Here is a 20,316-nt window from a genome sequence, read left to right as displayed (position 1 = left end):
TTGTTGAAGTAAAAGTATCTGATTTGAATCATTTGTCAGCAAAAACAATATGTGAATTGCATGTTTGTAGTCGTTCAAACTTTCTTTCTCTCTTTCTTGCGCAATTTTGCGTGCAGCCCATCTGGTGTTGAACCACTTTGCAAGACGCCCTGTAGCCGGTAGACTCTCGCCTCAATGTAATTCTGATGAGTTTAAATGCATCAGTAGGATAAAAAAGGATCAAAATGATGCGACGACGAGCAGCACTGAATGAGATCGTGGAAGCTTCCGGACTGAGCCGTGCCACGGTCGATCGTGTGATCAACAACCGACCTGGGGTTCACCCGCGCACCCGCGACTTGGTCGCACGGGTCGCGGCAGAGCTGGAAAAAACCGCCGCCGACGCTAGCGCACCCAGCCCTGCGGCACCGGTTGCAAGCAGGCATTTCCAGTTTTGCGTGCAAGGCAGCGATGCATTTGCCGACGCCTTGGAAGCGGCGCTGGCCGATTCCACAGAGATATTCCGATCACGCGGTTGCAAGCTTGGCGTGGTGCGGTTTGCGGCGAATGAAGATGAGAAATTGAGTGACTACCTGGCAACCATCGGAGAAAAATGCGATGGCGTGGCGATTTCTGCCAGAAATACCGAACTGGTCGGCAACCGCCTACGCGCTCTCAAGCGACGCCAGATTCCGGTCGTGAGTTTTAATACCGATGTCGACGCCGATGCGCGTCATTGTCATGTCGGGATTGATAATCGCGCCGCAGGGCAAACAGCGGCTTTTCTATTAGGCAGTCACCTGAAACACTTGCCTGTAGCCAATGTGGCACTGGTGGTGAATAGCGCCTCTTACCGCAGCCATGAGGACAGGGAAATCGGCTGCCGCGCCTTATTGCGGCAAAGCCACCCACAGATAAATCTTTTTGAGATTGTCAAAGGTGAGGATGATGCCGAGGATACGTATCCTGCCTTGTGCGAGGTGCTGTCGATGCGGCCCGATATCAATGCACTATATGATTTGAGTGGCGACAACCGCAGCTTGGCCCAGGCAGTACAGGATTGCGGCCGCAGTAATCTTCTATATATAGCGCACGAACTTAATCCTGCAAGCAGTCAATTGCTCAAGGAGGAGGTCATCGATTACTTGATTGCGCAGCACATACCGACCCTGTTGAGTTCGGTCGTGGATGCGTTGCTGCAAATTAACGTAGGAAAGCAGCTCACCGATATCAATCCGATACCGATACAACTGCTTTGTAGATACTCTATCTGAGCGCCGCGCCGGGGTAGTAAGAAAGCTGCTGCCTTGTCACCTGGTGCCTCGGGCGCGCGCAAGATCGTGTGTAATGACTATTGTTGGTCGGGTGCCGGATTAGCATCGGCGTTTGGCTCGCCTTCGCTTGAAGCGCCCTCATCTGTAGCATCGGTCTTCGGTATCGACTTGCGCTGTAATTTTTCTTCTTTCTTGCGTTTTTTTGCAAGGTCTTTTTGACGCTTTTCGAATTGGTAATTAGGCTTGGCCAATGGATAGTCCCGGGTCTGTGTTGAAATTAGGGGGCGGACGATACTGTAGATTCTGCCGCTTCTTTATATATAGAGTACGCGATAACTGGCATGACACCAAATGGTGTGCGAAAAATATCATGTAAATAATTAGCTCAGATGCGCTTGATGCGGGCTTGGTTCGCCACCTCCGACCAAAAGGAAGGGATGCAAGCATTTTTAGAAAAGCGCTTGCCAAAGTTCAGCGACGTTTGCTATAGTTCGGCTCCCGCTGAGAGGCGGGGCGATAAGCAGGGAGAGAAGTGGCAGCGGAAGTTGGCGGGATTAGACGAAACGCGGGGTGCAGGGAGTTGAAGTTTGCGCCGGGTGTGACGAAAGAAAATGTTGACTGAGTAAGAAAAACGCTGCATAATCTGCCCTCTTCAGCGCTGCAAACAAAACGCTTTGCAGTCTGGTTGGTCCGGGTGAAGATGCCAGGGCTAGCGGAGAAAAGAAAGATCTTTAACAACTAACAGTCGATAAGTGTGAGCACTTGATGGAAGCGCCGCGACGGATGCGAAAGTATCTGTTGTGAAACTTAAAATATCAAATGCTCGCACAGAAGAAAAATAGGATCTTTTTGGAGGCAACTTCAAGAAGAGCCTGTCAGTATTTTGAGTGAGCGACCGGTCCGGTAAAATGGACCATGTCAGCAATGACATAAAACAGAGATTAAACTGAAGAGTTTGATCCTGGCTCAGATTGAACGCTGGCGGCATGCCTTACACATGCAAGTCGAACGGCAGCACGGAGCTTGCTCTGGTGGCGAGTGGCGAACGGGTGAGTAATATATCGGAACGTACCCTCGAGTGGGGGATAACGCAGCGAAAGTTGCGCTAATACCGCATACGATCTACGGAGGAAAGCAGGGGATTCGCAAGGACCTTGTGCTCGTGGAGCGGCCGATATCTGATTAGCTAGTTGGTAGGGTAAAAGCCTACCAAGGCCACGATCAGTAGCTGGTCTGAGAGGACGACCAGCCACACTGGAACTGAGACACGGTCCAGACTCCTACGGGAGGCAGCAGTGGGGAATTTTGGACAATGGGGGCAACCCTGATCCAGCAATGCCGCGTGAGTGAAGAAGGCCTTCGGGTTGTAAAGCTCTTTTGTCAGGGAAGAAACGGTGAGTTCTAATATAGCTTACTAATGACGGTACCTGAAGAATAAGCACCGGCTAACTACGTGCCAGCAGCCGCGGTAATACGTAGGGTGCAAGCGTTAATCGGAATTACTGGGCGTAAAGCGTGCGCAGGCGGTTATGTAAGACAGATGTGAAATGCCCGGGCTCAACCTGGGAACTGCATTTGTGACTGCATGGCTAGAGTGTGTCAGAGGGGGGTAGAATTCCACGTGTAGCAGTGAAATGCGTAGATATGTGGAGGAATACCGATGGCGAAGGCAGCCCCCTGGGATAACACTGACGCTCATGCACGAAAGCGTGGGGAGCAAACAGGATTAGATACCCTGGTAGTCCACGCCCTAAACGATGTCTACTAGTTGTTGGGTCTTAATTGACTTAGTAACGCAGCTAACGCGTGAAGTAGACCGCCTGGGGAGTACGGTCGCAAGATTAAAACTCAAAGGAATTGACGGGGACCCGCACAAGCGGTGGATGATGTGGATTAATTCGATGCAACGCGAAAAACCTTACCTACCCTTGACATGTACGGAACCTTTGAGAGATCAGAGGGTGCTCGAAAGAGAGCCGTAACACAGGTGCTGCATGGCTGTCGTCAGCTCGTGTCGTGAGATGTTGGGTTAAGTCCCGCAACGAGCGCAACCCTTGTCATTAGTTGCTACGAAAGGGCACTCTAATGAGACTGCCGGTGACAAGCCGGAGGAAGGTGGGGATGACGTCAAGTCCTCATGGCCCTTATGGGTAGGGCTTCACACGTCATACAATGGTACATACAGAGGGCCGCCAACCCGCGAGGGGGAGCTAATCCCAGAAAGTGTATCGTAGTCCGGATTGTAGTCTGCAACTCGACTACATGAAGTTGGAATCGCTAGTAATCGCGGATCAGCATGTCGCGGTGAATACGTTCCCGGGTCTTGTACACACCGCCCGTCACACCATGGGAGCGGGTTTCACCAGAAGTAGGTAGCTTAACCGCAAGGAGGGCGCTTACCACGGTGGGATTCGTGACTGGGGTGAAGTCGTAACAAGGTAGCCGTATCGGAAGGTGCGGCTGGATCACCTCCTTTCTAGAGTATGTGCTGAAGTCAAGTGTTCACACTTATCGACTGTTATGAAAAAGAAGAGCAGCAATGAACAGTAATTGGACTGCCAGCGTGTGTGTTGTGTAAGAAGAGCCGCACGACCAACAGCGCAGAGTTGACTAGTCGCTGATTCAAGCGGGTCTGTAGCTCAGCTGGTTAGAGCACTGTGTTGATAACGCAGGGGTCGTTGGTTCGAGTCCAACCAGACCTACCAAAGAGTATAAAAAAGATACTGGGGGTTTAGCTCAGCTGGGAGAGCACCTGCTTTGCAAGCAGGGGGTCGTCGGTTCGATCCCGTCAACCTCCACCACGTAACTGATCAAGAATACAAACCTGAGTCACTCATGCAAAAGTAAGAGGTGCATGAAAAATTCAGGTTTGGTTTCTTAAGCCATTAGCTGTTTCGTTCTTTAAAAATTTGGAAGAAGTAAAGATTTATCAAGGAGTATGGATAAATCGATGCCCACGTTGATAGCAATATCGCGGCAGCAATGCCAGGCGTGCACATTGATGGATCTGTATGACTTGATGGGTTGTGATTGTATCAAATCAAAAAGTATTAAAAGCGAGTTTGTTAAGATGTTTTAAATACAAATTCCTTGCAATACGGCAAACGCTAAAGTAATACTCATAGAAATATCCTATAACCGGTTTTTAATCCGTGCATGAACAGCACTATCGGGTTAGAAGCCAACGTTATAGGGACAAGTGAATAAGTGCACATGGTGGATGCCTTGGCGATATCAGGCGATGAAGGACGTAGTAGCTTGCGATAAGCTGCGGGGAGCGAGCAAACACGCTTTGATCCGCAGATTTCCGAATGGGGAAACCCGGCCGAAAGGTCATTGCACACTGAATACATAGGTGTGCAAAGCGAACGTGGCGAACTGAAACATCTAAGTAGCTACAGGAAAAGAAATCAACCGAGATTCCCAAAGTAGCGGCGAGCGAAATGGGAAGAGCCTGCAAGCAATAGCAGTAGACATAGTGGAAAGCTTTGGAAAAGGCTGCCATAGAGGGTGATAGCCCCGTACACGAAATGTTTATTGTGGTACTAAGCTTGCGACAAGTAGGGCGGGACACGAGAAATCCTGTCTGAACATGGGGGGACCATCCTCCAAGGCTAAATACTCGATATCGACCGATAGTGAACCAGTACCGTGAGGGAAAGGCGAAAAGAACCCCGGAAGGGGAGTGAAATAGATCCTGAAACCGTGTGCATACAAACAGTAGGAGCGGACTTGTTCCGTGACTGCGTACCTTTTGTATAATGGGTCAGCGACTTACATTCAGTGGCAAGGTTAACCGTATAGGGAAGCCGTAGAGAAATCGAGTCCGAATAGGGCGATTTAGTCGCTGGGTGTAGACCCGAAACCAAGTGATCTACTCATGGCCAGGATGAAGGTGCGGTAACACGCACTGGAGGTCCGAACCCACTAATGTTGAAAAATTAGGGGATGAGCTGTGGGTAGGGGTGAAAGGCTAAACAAACTTGGAAATAGCTGGTTCTCTCCGAAAACTATTTAGGTAGTGCCTCACGTATCACCATCGGGGGTAGAGCACTGTTATGGCTAGGGGGTCATCGCGACTTACCAAACCATTGCAAACTCCGAATACCGATGAGTGCGAGCGTGGGAGACAGACGTCGGGTGCTAACGTCCGGCGTCAAGAGGGAAACAACCCAGACCGCCAGCTAAGGTCCCCAAGATTGGCTAAGTGGAAAACGAAGTGGGAAGGCTAAAACAGTCAGGAGGTTGGCTTAGAAGCAGCCATCCTTTAAAGAAAGCGTAATAGCTCACTGATCGAGTCGTCCTGCGCGGAAGATGTAACGGGGCTAAGCCAGTCACCGAAGCTGCGGATATCCGTAAGGATATGGTAGGAGAGCGTTCTGTAAGCCTGCGAAGGTGTCTTGTAAAGGATGCTGGAGGTATCAGAAGTGCGAATGCTGACATGAGTAGCGATAATGGGGGTGAAAAGCCTCCACGCCGTAAGCCCAAGGTTTCCTGTTCAACGTTCATCGGAGCAGGGTGAGTCGGCCCCTAAGGCGAGGCAGAGATGCGTAGCTGATGGGAAGCAGGTTAATATTCCTGCACCATTGTATGATGCGATGGGGGGACGGATCACAGAAGGTTGTCCGGCGGTTGGAAGTGCCGGTTCTTGACTTGTAGAAGGCCCTTTGGCAAATCCGGGGGCGTAATTCAAGGGGTTGAGACGAGCGAACTTGTTCGCGAAGCAATTGGAAGTGGTTCCAAGAAAAGCCTCTAAGCTTCAGTCATACAAGACCGTACCGCAAACCGACACAGGTGGGCGAGATGAGTATTCTAAGGCGCTTGAGAGAACTCGGGAGAAGGAACTCGGCAAATTGGTACCGTAACTTCGGGATAAGGTACGCCCTGGTAGTTTGACCCCCCTGCGGGGGAAGGATGAAAGGGTTGCAATAAACTGGTGGCTGCGACTGTTTAATAAAAACACAGCACTATGCAAACACGAAAGTGGACGTATATGGTGTGACTCCTGCCCGGTGCTGGAAGATTAAATGATGGGGTGCAAGCTCTTGATTGAAGTCCCAGTAAACGGCGGCCGTAACTATAACGGTCCTAAGGTAGCGAAATTCCTTGTCGGGTAAGTTCCGACCTGCACGAATGGAGTAACGATGGCCACACTGTCTCCTCCCGAGACTCAGCGAAGTTGAAGTGGTTGTGATGATGCAATCTACCCGCGGCTAGACGGAAAGACCCCATGAACCTTTACTGTAGCTTTGCATTGAATTTTGAACCAATCTGTGTAGGATAGGTGGGAGGCTTTGAAGCGTGAACGCTAGTTTGCGTGGAGCCAACCTTGAAATACCACCCTGGTTTGTTTGAGATTCTAACCTTGGTCCGTTATCCGGATCGGGGACAGTGCATGGTAGGCAGTTTGACTGGGGCGGTCTCCTCCCAAAGTGTAACGGAGGAGTTCGAAGGTACGCTAGGTACGGTCGGACATCGTGCTGTTAGTGCAATGGCATAAGCGTGCTTAACTGCGAGACTGACAAGTCGAGCAGGTACGAAAGTAGGACATAGTGATCCGGTGGTTCTGTATGGAAGGGCCATCGCTCAACGGATAAAAGGTACTCTGGGGATAACAGGCTGATTCCTCCCAAGAGTTCATATCGACGGGGGAGTTTGGCACCTCGATGTCGGCTCATCACATCCTGGGGCTGTAGCCGGTCCCAAGGGTATGGCTGTTCGCCATTTAAAGTGGTACGTGAGCTGGGTTTAAAACGTCGTGAGACAGTTTGGTCCCTATCTGCCGTGGGCGTTGGAAATTTGAAGGGGGCTGCTCCTAGTACGAGAGGACCGGAGTGGACGAACCTCTGGTGTACCGGTTGTCACGCCAGTGGCATTGCCGGGTAGCTAAGTTCGGAAGAGATAACCGCTGAAAGCATCTAAGCGGGAAACTTGCCTTAAGATGAGATTTCCCTGGAGCCCTGAGCTCCTTGAAGGGTCGTTCGAGACCAGGACGTTGATAGGCTGGGTGTGGAAGCGCAGTAATGCGTTAAGCTAACCAGTACTAATTGCCCGTAAGGCTTGTCCCTATAACCTTGGCAGGTTATAGAAATCAATGAGTAAAACTTGTGTTTGACAACTTTGGCAGTCACAACCCAAAAATAATATATCTTTACTTCTTCCAGATTGCGTCGCTTGCTGACATGCACACTCGTAGCAATACGATATACGCAGTAGCAAACGATGTTACAAGTTATGCCTGATGACCATAGCAAGTCGGTACCACCCCTTCCCATCCCGAACAGGACCGTGAAACGACTTCGCGCCGATGATAGTGCGTCAACACGTGTGAAAGTAGGTCATCGTCAGGCTGTTATCCCTAAAACCCCCGTACTCATCCTACGGGGGTTTTTTTATGCGCTCCAACACATAAATACCTTCAGTATTCAAAATTCCACTTGATTAACCACCGCACTAACCCCAGCAGCATGACTCCGCATCCGCTTTACTCATGACTCCCAACAACAGCTTGACGACATCGCATGGAAACTCAACACCAGACCTAGAAAATCACTGGACCGGAAATACTAAGCCGGTTTGTTCCTTCCTGTAGACGTTTTTGACTTTAAAGCATACTGGGTCGATAAGCTTGGCCTTGTTGTCATTTTGCATTGAAACCGTCCTTGCTTAAATCATCCATATATTCTACTTACGACCCAACTTTGGTCTGGATTTCTGAACCCATTGTATCCATTGGTTTGATGATGTCGAAAGGGTGAAATCCATATTCGCCTCCCTGCTTTATTTTCTTATTATCTTCAAAAAAAAATTTCAACGTATGTGCAACAGTGGGGAACGCTATTTCGTTCCACGGTATTTTAGATTCGGGAAAAATATCGATTTCCAAGCTTTCTGGCCCGGCGAGATAATTTAGATCAAGCAGCGTTGCACGATAGAACATGTGCACCTGTTGCACATGTGGTACGTTTAACAGAGAGAATAATCCGTGCAGCACGATGCTCGCACCAGCCTCTTCGTGCGTTTCTCGTAAAGCGGCAGCGGCAGTCGTTTCATCATTTTCCATAAAGCCGGCAGGCAAAGTCCAAAATCCATATCGAGGCTCAATAGCGCGTTTACATAGCAGCACGCGTGTTTCACCCTCTTCTTCCCATGCGGGAATTGAACCAACCACCATCTTTGGATTTTGATAGTGAATCATGCCGCATTGTGTACATACAAAACGTGGCCGGTTATCGTCAGGAGGAATGATTAACGCGACCGGATGGGCGCAGACGGAGCAAAATTTCATAGGGACGTGTCGTAGTTTATTTATTTGGTTTTCCTAAGAATACGTTATATGCAATTCTTGCGTTTTTAATCGAACAAAATTATTTATGAACAAATCTAATTCTGCATTTAAGTTTAGCATTGTGCGTTTGCTTTGAAATCCCAGTTGCTTTGTTACGGAATTTGATGTATAGTTCTTACATCAGACGCGGGGTGGAGCAGTCTGGCAGCTCGTCGGGCTCATAACCCGAAGGTCGTAGGTTCAAATCCTGCCCCCGCAACCAATATACTAAAAGCAATCACTGTTAAGTGGTTGCTTTTTTTTGCTTCATGCCCAGCTGGGCGCACTTACTTTAGGTAAAATTTTAGCTTGCCCGACAAGTAAAAAGTTATCTTAATGGCACACCGCGTCGCGGGCGACAGAGGTGGCACTGTTAGTTAAGGCAGAGTTTTTGGCTTTTGAGTGGAAACTTCGCAGCGTAGGGTTATCCACGAGCGCGTGTGCTGCTTCTCAATCAAGCACGAGTGCATGCGCGGGTGGGTAACCCGGATTACCATCAAGCGGGGCTCTATTCGCGTTAGACGTTGCTATAGAGTGAAGCAAAATATTCAACTTTGCTCGGGATTGTTTACGCAGCAACGTCTAACACAAATAGAGCCTCAAGCCGCCGGCACTTGCGGTTGTGTTTCGAAGTAAACCATGTCCGGCGTTTGGCGGTCAAGCAGCGAGTGCTGGCCCCGACTGTTGAAGAAATCAAGATAACCACCCGGCTTTGATCGCGCTTCAGCAACGGTCTCATACGCATGCAAGTAGACCTGCTCATATTTCACACTTTTCCAGAGCCGTTCGACAAACACGTTATCGCCCCAACGCCCCTTGCCGTCCTTGCTTATCTTGATACTATTTCCCTTCAGAATCTGAGTGAAATCGTTGCTGGTGAATTGACTTCCCTGGTCGCTATTGAATATCTCCGGTACACCGTATTTCTCGATTGCCTCGGTGAGCGCTGCGACGCAGAAGTCCGTCGTCATGCTGGCCGACACCCGATGCGCTAGCACCTTGCGCGTGGTCCAGTCGACGACGGCGACCAGGTAGACAAATCCGCGCCGCATCGGAATATAGGTCAAATCCGTGGCCCAGACCTGATTGGGCCGATCAATGACCATATCGCGCAGCATCCGGGCACCGGCAAAGGGATACTCGAGATGCAGCGCATCAGCGACAGATCCGACGGTGGCACCGCTTGCGGCAGGTAATAGACGTTCGAGCGCGACAGGTCCAGCAATTCGGCCTGGCGCGTCACAAACAAAGCGTGTGATTTGTCGATCATTTCTTTGCGCTCGCACCGTCCATGCGACCGAGCGCGACTGCCAAAAAATCAATCTCTATCGCCTGTTGGCCAATCTTGGCATGCAACGATCCGACGTCCGACCCGCCGGCGGCTTCCTTGCGTTCCGCCGCCGTGGCAAAAATCTCGGTGGATCAATTCCGATTTCTATTGTGTGATCTGGTTCACATGCACGTCATATTGCGTGCTCAGTTCGGCCAGCGTCTTCTCTTCATTAATTATCGATAGGGTAACTTTAACCTTAAATGCCACAGTGTAATTCCTTCTGGTACATTTCATTTCCGCTCCTAATGCGCGCATTGCGCTTTCTCATTTGGGCAGAATTTCCACTTAAGCGTTTGCCTGAATTTTCAGCACCACTTTTTTGCGTCATGCACCGCGTGCCGTAAAACGGGTGCCGCGTGTATTCTTTATCGAGTAATTGCAATAACACATGGTCGCGTTCACCAACGACTTTATGCCGACACTTTTTCCGGTCATACACACTGGACCTTGTTACCGCCAGCAGCTTACATTGTGTCGACACCGCCAGTTCTTGCGCTGGTTCGATCCGGCTTTGCCGCTGCGCTACAGGCCGATCCGGAAGTCAGTCTAGTTCCATTTTGAGTTGCCTGATCTTGGCGTACAGTTGGTCTGGAGCGTTCTGCGCATTGACCGGTTTCGGCCCATGCTTGCCTTCAGACAGACAGCCTGAAAGCTCCAGCAATTCTTTTTTTCATTGGCCAACTTGGGTTGAATGCACACCGTACTCTTGGGCAATCATCATTGATGGTCTTCGTGCCCTTGACTGCTTCCAATGCAACCTTGGCTTTTTGCGCCCCCGTAAAAACTTTCCGTTTGCTTTCACTCACTGCCTGCCTCTTCTTTTCATGACAGCGCCCGCTTAATCTCTTGTCCGGATTTGTGGGCCCACTTTAGTGATTGCGAGAAGATAACTACTCTCTACAAAAAACGGTGGAAAGTGGAAGTGCTCCACAAATCATTGAAGTCCAACGCCGCGCTGGCGAGATCGCCCACACCCAGAGTAACCACGCAAAAAAACCATGTTTTCATGTCAATTTATGCCATATCCAAATTGGAGTGCCTGAATATAAAGCTCAAAACAAACCATTTTTCGATAAGAGCAAAGCTCTTTATCAAAGCAACCCGCCAAGCCTATGCAGAACCACAGACTCTGCGGGCTGCATAACATCAGTTATTAATACTGCATGCAAAAACAGTGGTATTTTCAGCGTGTCCTGAGGTTGGTAGCTAATCAGGCTAAAAGCATGGTATTCCCGCATGATTTGATCGCGGATATTAGAAATACGCGGTTATGTATATTTTTAATGCCAGATGCTGCCCACAATGCAAAAGAGGGTGCCTGAACGGCACCCTCTTTTGCATTTACCCGGTCAACTTGCAACCGGATTGCGATGGATTACAGCGTTTCCAGCTTAAAACCGGTGGCGCATACCGATTTGAATCGCCTTGCCAGAGACGCCGCCGGCGCTAGTGAAGCCGCCTGAAGCACTGGCTGCGCCCGGTGCGTATTGGGCGGCGTTGTCGTTCTTAATGTACGCCAACACGGTGTAGATGTCGGTGCGCTTGGACAGATTGTAATCGTAGCCAATCGCGTATTGGGTGGCATCGTTGTCGAGTGCCGTCTTGTCGTTCTGGTGACTGACCGAACCCATCACGCGGCCGTTGCCAACCTTGTAGTGCATGCCGATACTATAGCTGTCGGCGTCCAGTTTGAAATTTTGTCTCAGCGTGTTGACATACGAGTTGCGCAACGCCGCTTGCAGAGCCGCCGGTTGCGTCGTCAGATTGGAGCCAATGCCGCCGGGTGCGTCCCAGGTCAGACTTGTCAGCAGCGGCACCACGACCGAGTTTTCATTCTTTTGCTTCAGGTAACCGCCGAAGAACTTGAACGGGCCGGTTTCATACGAGCCGCCGATGATCGTCGAGATCAGGCCGCTGTTGCCAAACTGGTCCTGGCCGTTGTTGTAGCCGACGCCGACATTGAAGCCGTTGGCTTTGTACATCACATTGGCAGCGTAGAAACGCTTGTCGAGATCAATGTAGCCGGAATTCTTGAAGCCGTACATCAGCGCCGCTGAGATGCCGCTCGGCAATTGAATCCGGTACTGCAGCGCCTTGGAGGAACGGATCGCGATCCCGGCCGTCAACAGGCCGGCGTTACCGTTGGCGATGCCGCCCCAGGAACCGGCGGTGCCGGTTTCAAAAGTGTCGGCTCCGGCAAGTACTTCATAACCCGGCGTGTACATGCGCCCGGCCAGAACCGCGCCGACCGGCGTGATCAGGCCGACCATCGAAGTCCGGTCGAACAGCGCGCCGTTGAAGTTGACGATCTTGATTGCGCCAGCCTGTCTCAACGCGGATTGCGAACCGGCCAGAAGTCTTGCTGCAGTTGCCGGAACACCGGCGCTGTTGGCTGCCGCGTTTACAGCATTAATGCCGGCAGGACTGGCGACAAAACCGGCGCCTATTGCCGCCGCCTGGGCCGCAGTTGCACCGCCAGCCTGCGCTTGCGCTGCCACCTGAGCTGCAACGCCGGCTCTCACTGCGCCTACCAAGGTAGGCGCAAAGTTTAGTCCCCGGGGCAATGCAAACCCTTCGTTGTCGCTGATATTCCCAGCCTGGTTGGTGCCGTTATCGAGCTCAATGCGCGATTCGATATTGAAAATGGCCTTGTAACCGCCACCCAGATCCTCGGTGCCCTTGAAGCCCAGACGCGAACCGTCGGCGATGCCGCTGACCAGTTTGGTTCGGGTGCCTTCGCCATTGCTGGACACGTGAATACCGGCATCCATGATGCCGTAGATGGTGATATTGGATTGCGCCAGCACTGGCACAGCGAAGCAGGATGCTACCAAACCTGCAAGTAATTTTGTTTTCATATTGCTGTCTCCTGAGGGTTTATTATTACAAACGAACGATCGTGCTATTAATCTCAATTAATATGCCAGCAATCGGCTTGTTTGCATAGATTCTATTACTTTATTTTCGGCAATATTGAAAATAATGTTGTACGAAAAATACATTTTTGGGCGCCAAGTATGGTGCAACAGTGGCGTCTGGCTGCTGGAATTCTTTCATTCCATGATGCGAATCAATCAACGTGTTTTTAGCTGTGGTGTCATCTGTTATAGGGAGATGCGCTGCGAGAATCGCGGGAGATCGGCTGTTGCGACAGCCTGCCAGTCTTTGGATGTCGGTTATCGGGCCGGGCGACTTTGAATAGGCCCGGTGGTGCGGCTAGCGTTGCCTGGAATTGCACAGCATCGGGCAAAAGGCTTATTGAGCGAGGGCAGCATGTTTGAGCAACGTGCAAAAGCGTTCGACTTCCTGTTCGATGCGGTGGTGGTGATCGATATGGAGGGCCGTGTGCTCGAATGGAATTCCGGTGCGGAAAGGTTGTACGGCTGGGCGCGCCAGGAAATCATCGGCAAGCCGGTCAGCACGCTATATCTGCCGGAGGATATAGCCTGTTTTAAACAAGACATGATGGAAGCGGTGCTGTTGCAGGGCCACTGGGCGGGCGAGATCAGGATGCGGCGCAAGGATGGGCGGATCGGTTATACCGAATCGATATTGGTGCCGCTGGAGGATGCCAAGCGCAAGGTGATTGGCATCATCAGCATCAATCGCGACGTTACCGCGCGCATCGATTCCGAGCAGCGCCTGAAATACCTGGCCTTCAACGATGCGCTTACCGGAGTGGGCAATCGCGAACTGGCGCTGGAGCGGCTCAAGCATGCGATGCTGCAGGTACCGCGGCGCGGTACCCATCTGGCGCTGATTTTTGTCGATTTGGATAAATTCAAACAAGTCAACGATGTGTTCGGTCACGCCGCCGGCGATACGGTATTGCGCGAGGTGGCCAGCCGCCTGAAACAGACATTGCGCGCCGCCGATACCGTGGCCCGGCTCGGCGGCGATGAATTCCTGCTGATTGCGGAAGACCTGTGCGGCAGAGCGGAAGCGCAGGAAGCGATTGAGCGTATCGCGCAAGCGTTGTTGCAGCCGCATCTGATCAATGGCATGGATTTCATAGTCGACGCGAGTATCGGCTTGGCGCTGTTCCCCGACGATGCCGGCGATACCGAGGCCCTGTTGCGCTGTGCCGATGAGGCGATGTATCGCACCAAGCGAGCGCACCAGATGATCGGCCGCTAACACTGCGGCGCACCAATAGCGGTGGCGACATTTTTCCATCAGTTGTTACAATATAGTCAACCAAAAGTACGGCTGTGCCTCTGTGCGCAACCGACGCCACTCACTTATCGATGGAGGTTTTATGCATTTACGAAATGTGTTGCTGCTGCTGGTGTTAGGCTGCGTTGCCCTGTTTGCGGCAGTCAACTGGAGCGCCATCATGGCGCCGACCACGTTGTCGTTCCTGTTTACCACCGTGCAGGCGCCGCTCGGTTTGATATTGTTGGCGGCAACCGCCTTGCTGGCGGTGCTGTTTCTGGCTTTTATCGTCACCATGCAAACCTCGGTGATCATGGAGACCCGGCGCTTGCACAAAGAGGTGGAAAGCCAGCGCAAACTGGCCGATCAGGCCGAGGCTTCGCGCTTTACCGGGTTGCACAACTATCTGGAAGTCGAGCTGGGCAAGATGGCGCAACAAAATACCAGCACTGCGGCAAGAGTGGAAGCCAGGTTGAGTCAGACCGAGCAAGAACTGCGCACGACCATGGAGCAAACCGGCAATAGCATGGTGGCCACACTGGGCGAACTCGACGACCGCTTGCAGCGCAACAGCAATCAGAATGTTCCAGCGCGTTCGTTGGAACTTGGCAGTTAATAACGGGTGTTGCGCATTTGTCCGAGAAAGTCACGAAAAAACTGCATGACGTAATTCTTTCGGCGGTCGTTTCCGAATGGCTGCCGAAGCGGGCAGGGCGGGTGCAACCCGCGCTTATATGGAGAGCGGCCGGGAGAAGGAATTCAAACAGCCGTTATCCAATAGACTGAACAGTAATCATATTTTTTTAATATGGTGAGTATGCATAAAAAAACATGCATTTGCGCATATAAAACAAGCGCTATAAAATATACCACGCGTTGTATGCACTATCGTCAAGCGACTGGCTCGGCCAGTTTGCCTTGTGCTGCCAGTTCCCGGATGATCTCGATGGTATCGGTGTCGGCGGCAAAGTAGGCTAAGCGGCGGTACTCGTTGTACATTTCATTGGCGCTATCGGTGGCTTCGTCATTGCCGTCGTCGTACTCGAAGCGCACCGACAATTCGCCCGATTGCGCTTCCTCGATACGCATGACGAGGCTGGACGCGGCAATCTCGCCCTGCGCCGGCACATCGTAGTACACATGCTGCAAAACATGAAAAGTGACGCAGTCGCGGATTATCAGATCCCCGTAATGCAATTCGCGCAGTACCGTGTTGTCGATCGGATCAAACACAGTGCACTGATCCAGATGCGGCATGAACAACTTGGGCGCTTCCGCCCGCAACACCAGGCCCAGCCATAATTGCTGACGCGTCAATGGCGTGATGGACGGATTCTGCGGGTCATTGATGTCGATGCTGTGGCTAAATTTCATGAGAGTTTCTGGCAAAAGTCGGCGAGCCGGTATGGCCGCAATAGCGGAATGGTAAAGCAGTCCCGGCATTTCGGTTTGAGATGAAAGGATTATGTGAACCTGATCCGTCAAACGCAGCCATCCGCAGCCACCCGCAGTCATCATTTACTGCAGCGGCTGCGTTTGAAACGGGGCAATTCGAATTTAGAACTCTTCCCAGTTTTCAGTCGGCGCGGTGGCGCCATTTGCGATCATTTTTTGCTTCATTGGCGGCAGGGGGCGCTTGCTTGGGGCAAGGTGCTTGATCTGCGGTGAAAAACGATGGACCTTGGCCGCCGGTACCCGCGTCTGCATGCTGTCGATCTGGAATACGCTGACCACCTGTGCCAGATGGGCCGCCTGTTCTTGCAGGGCCTCGGACGCTGCTGCGGCCTGTTCCACCAGCGCCGCATTCTGTTGTGTGACTTCATCCATTTGCGCCACCGCCTGGTTGACTTGCTCGATGCCCTGGCTTTGCTCCTGGCTGGCAGAGGTGATTTCATTCATGATGTCGGCCACTTTTTTGACGCTGGCGACGATCTCCTGCATGGTGGCGCCGGCTTGTCCTACCAGCGTGCTGCCGGCATCGACTTTCTGCGCCGAGTCGTCGATCAGGGCCTTGATTTCCTTCGCTGCGGAAGCCGAGCGTTGCGCCAGATTGCGCACTTCGGTGGCAACCACCGCAAAGCCGCGCCCCTGTTCGCCGGCGCGCGCCGCTTCAACCGCCGCATTCAGGGCCAGGATATTGGTCTGAAAAGCGATGCCGTCGATGACGCTGATGATGTCGGCAATTTTTCTGGCCGAGGCATTGATGTCATGCATGGTGTCGACCACCTGCGCGACTACTTCGCCGCCTTTGACCGCAACTTCCGAGGCCGATGCCGCCAGTCGATTGGCCTGGCGCGCATTGTCGGCATTTTGCTTGACGGTGCCGGTGAGTTCTTCCATCGAGGCTGCGGTCTGTTCCAGCGTGCTGGCCTGTTCTTCGGTGCGCGACGACAGATCGAGGTTGCCGGCTGCAATCTGGCCAGAGGCGGTAGCGATCGCGTCGGTGCCGCTGCGTACCTGCCCGACGGTTTTGACCAGGCTGGTGTTCATGTCTTGCAACGCCTGCATCAGTTTGCCGGTTTCATCGGTTGATTTGACCTCAATCCGGCTGGTCAGGTCGCCGGCGGCAACTGTCTGGGCAATCTTGAGCGCTTCACTCAGGGGATGCGTGATGCTGCGGGTAGTCAGAATACCTGCCAATACACTGATGATGCCGGCACTTATCGCCAGCAGCATGATCCACAACTCTGCGCTCTCGGCTTGCTGAACCGATTGTTTGCCGGCCTGTGCCATCAGGCTGTCCTGGAATTGCAGGAATTTTTCAAGTTCTGCGGTGTATTTTATTTCCATCGGACGCACCTCAGCCATTAAAAGGGCTGTCGCTTCGTCTTTTCTGTCGCCGTTGACGAGATTGATGAACTTTGCTTTCAATGGCAGGTATTGCTGCCTGAATACGGCCAGTGTTTTCATGAACTCCCGGCTTTTTTCCAAGATAACCATCTTGTCGAGATCGTCGAACGCAAGACCCGCGGCCTTGCCGCTGTCATCGACGCGGGCAAGCTCTTTGCTCACGTCTTTCGGGTTCGTCATGAGCAACGCATTGCGCATGTAGCGTGCCTGGGCGTTAATCTCGCGGATGATCTGGTTGGCCAATACGGTCATCGGATAACGGTCATTGGCGGTCAGTGCAATTTCATTTTTAAGGCTCCCAACCCGGCTAAAGCTGAGTATGGATAACACCAGCAATAACGCAATGACGCAGCCAAAAGAAAGAGCCAGCCGTTGGCCGATATTCAAGTTTTTAATATGCATTTCAATGTCCCTATTATGGTTTTTAAATCAATGAAATTAATCAGGCAACGTATGTTGTTGTGGCTTTAAATCAACCGCGCCGCTTCCTGTGCCGCCACGCGACCTTCGTCCGTCGGCACTACCCACACCTGCACGCGACTGTCCGGCTGGTGAATGGCCATCACCGCATTACCCGTGGCCTGCTGATTCAGCGCAGGGTCCACCGCCATCCCCAGCCAACCCAGGCGCTCGCACACCTGGGCTCGCAGCACGGCGTCATGCTCGCCGATGCCGCCGCTGAAGGCCAACACGTCCAATCCGCCCAGGCAAGCGACCAGCGCACCGGATTCGCGCACCACCCGATGGGTAAACAAGTCTATGGCCCGTTGCGCCGCAACGCCGCCATCGATCCGCAGCCGGCGCATGTCCGCCGAGATGCCAGAGACACCCAGCAAGCCGCTTTGTTTGTAAAGCAGGGTTTGCAGCCGGTTATGGTCCCAACCCTGCTCCAGCAGGTACAACAGCACCCCGGCATCTAAAGAACCACTGCGAGTGCCCATCATCAGGCCGTCCAGCGCTGAAAAACCCATGGTCGTGGCGCAGCTGCGCCCCTCCTGTGCCGCGCACAGGCTCGCTCCGTTGCCCAAGTGGGCCATCAGGACACGGCCGCCTGCATGTGTGCTGCGTTGCAACAACACACCCATGATGTACTGGTACGACAAGCCATGAAAACCGTAACGGCGCACGCCCTGTTCGGCCAGAGATTGCGGCAGGGCAAAGCTGTAATCCACCTCGGGCAGGGTTACATGAAAGGTAGTATCAAAGCACGCCACCTGCGGCGTAGCGGAAAACGCTTTTTGAAACGCCCGGATGCCCTGCAGGTTGTGCGGCTGGTGCAGCGGCGCCAGAGAATTGAGCCGGGCCAGCCTGGCGAGCACCTCGTCGGTAACCAGCACACTGGCAGAAAAGTCCCGCCCGCCATGCACCACGCGATGGGCAATGGCTTCGATGGCGGGGATGCTGGGTTCGCCCGCTAGCAGCTCGCCCAAACTACGCAGGGCCTGATCAAACGGATCGCCAGTGGAGACAGGCAGTTGGCGGGTTTGCTGCTGTCCCCGAAAGGTCCAACCCAATACCGGTGCGCCACCGGGCTCCAGCCCCTGGATACTACCGGCGAGCACGCTGGGCTGCACCTGCCCCCTCTGCCGCGGATGAATGGAAAATTTCAGCGTTGAAGAGCCCGCATTGACGGCAAGAATGGCCATGTCCCGCTCCTTATCAGTCTTGACGCACGTGGTCGCGGCGGGCATCATGGGCCGCCAGCAGGGCCAGTAGCGCCGAAGCCACACGGGCCATGGGGCCGTCGGCGCGACTGGTCAGGGCAATTGGCACCCGGGCCCCGAGCACCAAGCCGGAGCCGGTGGCTCCGGCCAGGTACTCCAGCTGTTTAGCCAGTATGTTGCCGGATTCCAGGTCGGGCACAACCAGGATGTCGGCATTTCCCGACACGGCTGATTTGATGTGCTTGACCTGCGCTGCGTGGGCCGAAATGGCGTTGTCAAAAGCCAGCGGACCATCGAGTATGCCGCCCGTGATCTGACCCCGGTCGGCCATCTTGCACAGCGCCGCGGCGTCCAGCGTGGACGGAATGTTGGGGTTGACGGTTTCCACCGCCGACAGAATGGCGACTTTGGGAATTTTTACGCCCATGATGCGAGCAAAGTCGATGGCGTTCTGGATAATGTCCACCTTTTCCAGCAGGCTGGGGCGGATGTTGAGCGCGGCGTCGGTGACCAGCAGCGGCTTGCTGTACAACGGCACGTCGAAGCGGAACACATGCGACATGCGCCGTCCGGTGCGCAGTGCCGGGCGGGCCAGTACTGCGTGAATTAGCTCGTCGGTATGCAGACTGCCTTTCATCAGCACCTCCACCTCCCCATTGGCGGCCATATCGGCGGCCTTTTCCGCGGCCGCATGGCTGTGCGGCACCGAGATAATTTCAGCGCCAGTCAGGTCGATGCCAGCTTCTTTGGCAATGTGGCGGATGCGCGCCTCGGGACCGATCAGCACCGGCACTATCAAGCCGTAGCGGGCTGAATCCATCGCGCCGCTCAGTGACTCCACATCGCAGGGATGCACCACAGCACAACGCACTGCCGGCATGCCGGCACTCAGCGCCAGCAGGTCTTTGAAGCGGGCTTCGGGGTCAAACAGCTGGATGTGCGGCGCATTGACGCGCGGCAGGCGCACTTTTTTCGTGGGAGCCAGCACCCGGGCTATGCCGTGCAGCACGCGGTCACCTTTCTGGTTGATTACCTGACAATCCAGTTCGACATGCTTGTTGGCATCGTCCTTACTCACCACCGTGGCCGTCACGGTGAGCGTGTCACCGATGTGAACGGGTTTGGTGAAGTGCAACGCCTGCTCCAGATAAATGGTGCCGGGGCCGGGAAACTGCGTGCCCAACAAGGCTGAAATCAACGCACCGCCCCACATGCCGTGGGCAATCACCTCGTGGTACAGGGTATCGTTGGCGTACTCGGCATTCAGATGGGTAGGGTTGAAGTCGCCCGACACGGCTGCGAAAGTCTGAATGTCGGCCAGAGTTGGGGTGCGTAGCAAGCGGGCACTTTGGCCCAGAGTGATTTCGTCGTATGTGACGTTTTCAATCAAGTCAGTGTTCAGGGTCAGAGACATAATATTTTCTAATTGGCACAGGGGGGGGAATTGCGGGAAGTCAGGCTACTGCGTGGCAGCCTGCATCGACGTAACTGGTCTGCCCTGTCATGCCGGAAGAGGGATCGGAGCATAAGAAAACACAGAGCCGGGCGATTTCATCGAGCGTCACAAGACGGCCCAGGATGAGGCCTTTTTTACCGGCCAGGCTGAAGCAATGGGCCTCGTTGGTCATAGGGGCATTTCACAAAAAGTATCAGTGGATATAGCCAAGGTAAGCAATCCGTTTGACAGGGGCATGCGCATTCCATTTCCAAATCAACCGTGCACTTTGTCGGCTT

At 53.1% G+C, this 20,316-nt stretch carries 11 protein-coding genes, 3 tRNA genes, 3 rRNA genes and 2 pseudogenes; 10 read left to right on the top strand and 9 right to left on the bottom strand.

Annotated features, from left to right (window positions below):
* The first annotated feature begins 224 nt into the window (after positions 1-224).
* On the top strand, positions 225-1,253 hold the full coding sequence (locus FKCLFG_RS16420) for a LacI family DNA-binding transcriptional regulator (protein WP_472614131.1): 1,029 nt from the start codon (positions 225-227) through the stop codon (positions 1,251-1,253).
* A 77-nt stretch (positions 1,254-1,330) separates the two neighbouring features.
* Here FKCLFG_RS16420 and FKCLFG_RS16415 read toward each other — a convergent pair whose 3' ends face one another.
* Positions 1,331-1,504, bottom strand: coding sequence for a hypothetical protein (locus tag FKCLFG_RS16415; RefSeq protein WP_472614130.1), 174 nt, complete (start codon positions 1,502-1,504; stop codon positions 1,331-1,333).
* Positions 1,505-2,196: 692 nt separating this feature from the next.
* Between FKCLFG_RS16415 and FKCLFG_RS16410 the strand changes: the two genes are divergently transcribed.
* From FKCLFG_RS16410 to rrf, 5 genes are all read left to right on the top strand, one after another.
* Positions 2,197-3,729 (top strand): 16S ribosomal RNA (locus FKCLFG_RS16410).
* A 152-nt stretch (positions 3,730-3,881) separates the two neighbouring features.
* Positions 3,882-3,958, top strand: a tRNA-Ile gene (locus FKCLFG_RS16405).
* Between the two features lie 20 nt (positions 3,959-3,978).
* Positions 3,979-4,054 (top strand) — tRNA-Ala (locus tag FKCLFG_RS16400).
* Positions 4,055-4,446: 392 nt separating this feature from the next.
* A 23S ribosomal RNA gene (locus tag FKCLFG_RS16395) occupies positions 4,447-7,321 on the top strand.
* Between the two features lie 169 nt (positions 7,322-7,490).
* Positions 7,491-7,603: ribosomal RNA gene (rrf, locus tag FKCLFG_RS16390) — 5S ribosomal RNA — on the top strand.
* The 16S, 23S and 5S rRNA genes sit together here with 2 tRNA genes alongside, the layout of an rRNA operon.
* 338 nt (positions 7,604-7,941) lie before the next feature.
* Here the strand turns inward: rrf and FKCLFG_RS16385 are convergent.
* A complete protein-coding gene (locus FKCLFG_RS16385; RefSeq protein WP_472614129.1) occupies positions 7,942-8,541 on the bottom strand; it encodes an NUDIX hydrolase in 600 nt (199 codons plus the stop codon).
* A gap of 185 nt (positions 8,542-8,726) precedes the next feature.
* Here FKCLFG_RS16385 and FKCLFG_RS16380 point away from each other — a divergent pair.
* Positions 8,727-8,803 (top strand) — tRNA-Met (locus FKCLFG_RS16380).
* A 376-nt stretch (positions 8,804-9,179) separates the two neighbouring features.
* Here the strand turns inward: FKCLFG_RS16380 and FKCLFG_RS16375 are convergent.
* Positions 9,180-10,168 (bottom strand): annotated as a pseudogene (locus tag FKCLFG_RS16375) (IS3 family transposase).
* A gap of 592 nt (positions 10,169-10,760) precedes the next feature.
* Here FKCLFG_RS16375 and FKCLFG_RS16370 point away from each other — a divergent pair.
* A pseudogene (locus tag FKCLFG_RS16370) lies at positions 10,761-11,057 on the top strand (IS701 family transposase); the annotation flags it as partial.
* Positions 11,058-11,304: 247 nt separating this feature from the next.
* Here the strand turns inward: FKCLFG_RS16370 and FKCLFG_RS16365 are convergent.
* On the bottom strand, positions 11,305-12,771 hold the full coding sequence (locus FKCLFG_RS16365; protein ID WP_472614128.1) for a porin: 1,467 nt from the start codon (positions 12,769-12,771) through the stop codon (positions 11,305-11,307).
* A 415-nt stretch (positions 12,772-13,186) separates the two neighbouring features.
* On the opposite strand from FKCLFG_RS16365, the gene FKCLFG_RS16360 reads away from it, so the two are divergent.
* Positions 13,187-14,050, top strand: a complete 864-nt coding sequence (locus FKCLFG_RS16360; RefSeq protein ID WP_472614127.1) for a diguanylate cyclase domain-containing protein — start codon at positions 13,187-13,189, stop codon at positions 14,048-14,050.
* Between the two features lie 121 nt (positions 14,051-14,171).
* The gene (locus tag FKCLFG_RS16355; RefSeq protein ID WP_472614126.1) at positions 14,172-14,684 is read left to right on the top strand and encodes a lipopolysaccharide assembly protein LapA domain-containing protein; all 513 of its coding nucleotides are present in this window, start codon (positions 14,172-14,174) and stop codon (positions 14,682-14,684) included.
* A gap of 275 nt (positions 14,685-14,959) precedes the next feature.
* Here FKCLFG_RS16355 and FKCLFG_RS16350 read toward each other — a convergent pair whose 3' ends face one another.
* The 5 genes from FKCLFG_RS16350 to FKCLFG_RS16330 all read right to left on the bottom strand — a co-directional run bounded on the left by FKCLFG_RS16350 (position 14,960) and on the right by FKCLFG_RS16330 (position 20,210).
* Positions 14,960-15,442, bottom strand: coding sequence for an AtaL-like protein (locus tag FKCLFG_RS16350; protein ID WP_472614125.1), 483 nt, complete (start codon positions 15,440-15,442; stop codon positions 14,960-14,962).
* Positions 15,443-15,625: 183 nt separating this feature from the next.
* On the bottom strand, positions 15,626-17,320 hold the full coding sequence (locus FKCLFG_RS16345) for a methyl-accepting chemotaxis protein (RefSeq protein ID WP_472614124.1): 1,695 nt from the start codon (positions 17,318-17,320) through the stop codon (positions 15,626-15,628).
* A 65-nt stretch (positions 17,321-17,385) separates the two neighbouring features.
* Entirely contained in the window at positions 17,386-18,564 is a 1,179-nt protein-coding gene (locus FKCLFG_RS16340; protein ID WP_472614123.1) for an acetate/propionate family kinase, read from the bottom strand.
* Positions 18,565-18,577: 13 nt separating this feature from the next.
* On the bottom strand, positions 18,578-19,996 hold the full coding sequence (locus tag FKCLFG_RS16335; RefSeq protein WP_472614122.1) for a bifunctional enoyl-CoA hydratase/phosphate acetyltransferase: 1,419 nt from the start codon (positions 19,994-19,996) through the stop codon (positions 18,578-18,580).
* A gap of 40 nt (positions 19,997-20,036) precedes the next feature.
* Positions 20,037-20,210 carry an SDR family oxidoreductase gene (locus tag FKCLFG_RS16330; RefSeq protein ID WP_472614121.1) on the bottom strand — a complete coding sequence of 58 codons (174 nt, stop codon included), beginning with the start codon at positions 20,208-20,210 and terminating at the stop codon, positions 20,037-20,039.
* Positions 20,211-20,316 lie beyond the last annotated feature (106 nt).

This window comes from Gelidimonas denitrificans (assembly GCF_055694065.1).
This window is presented reverse-complemented; position numbering and strand designations above follow the sequence as displayed.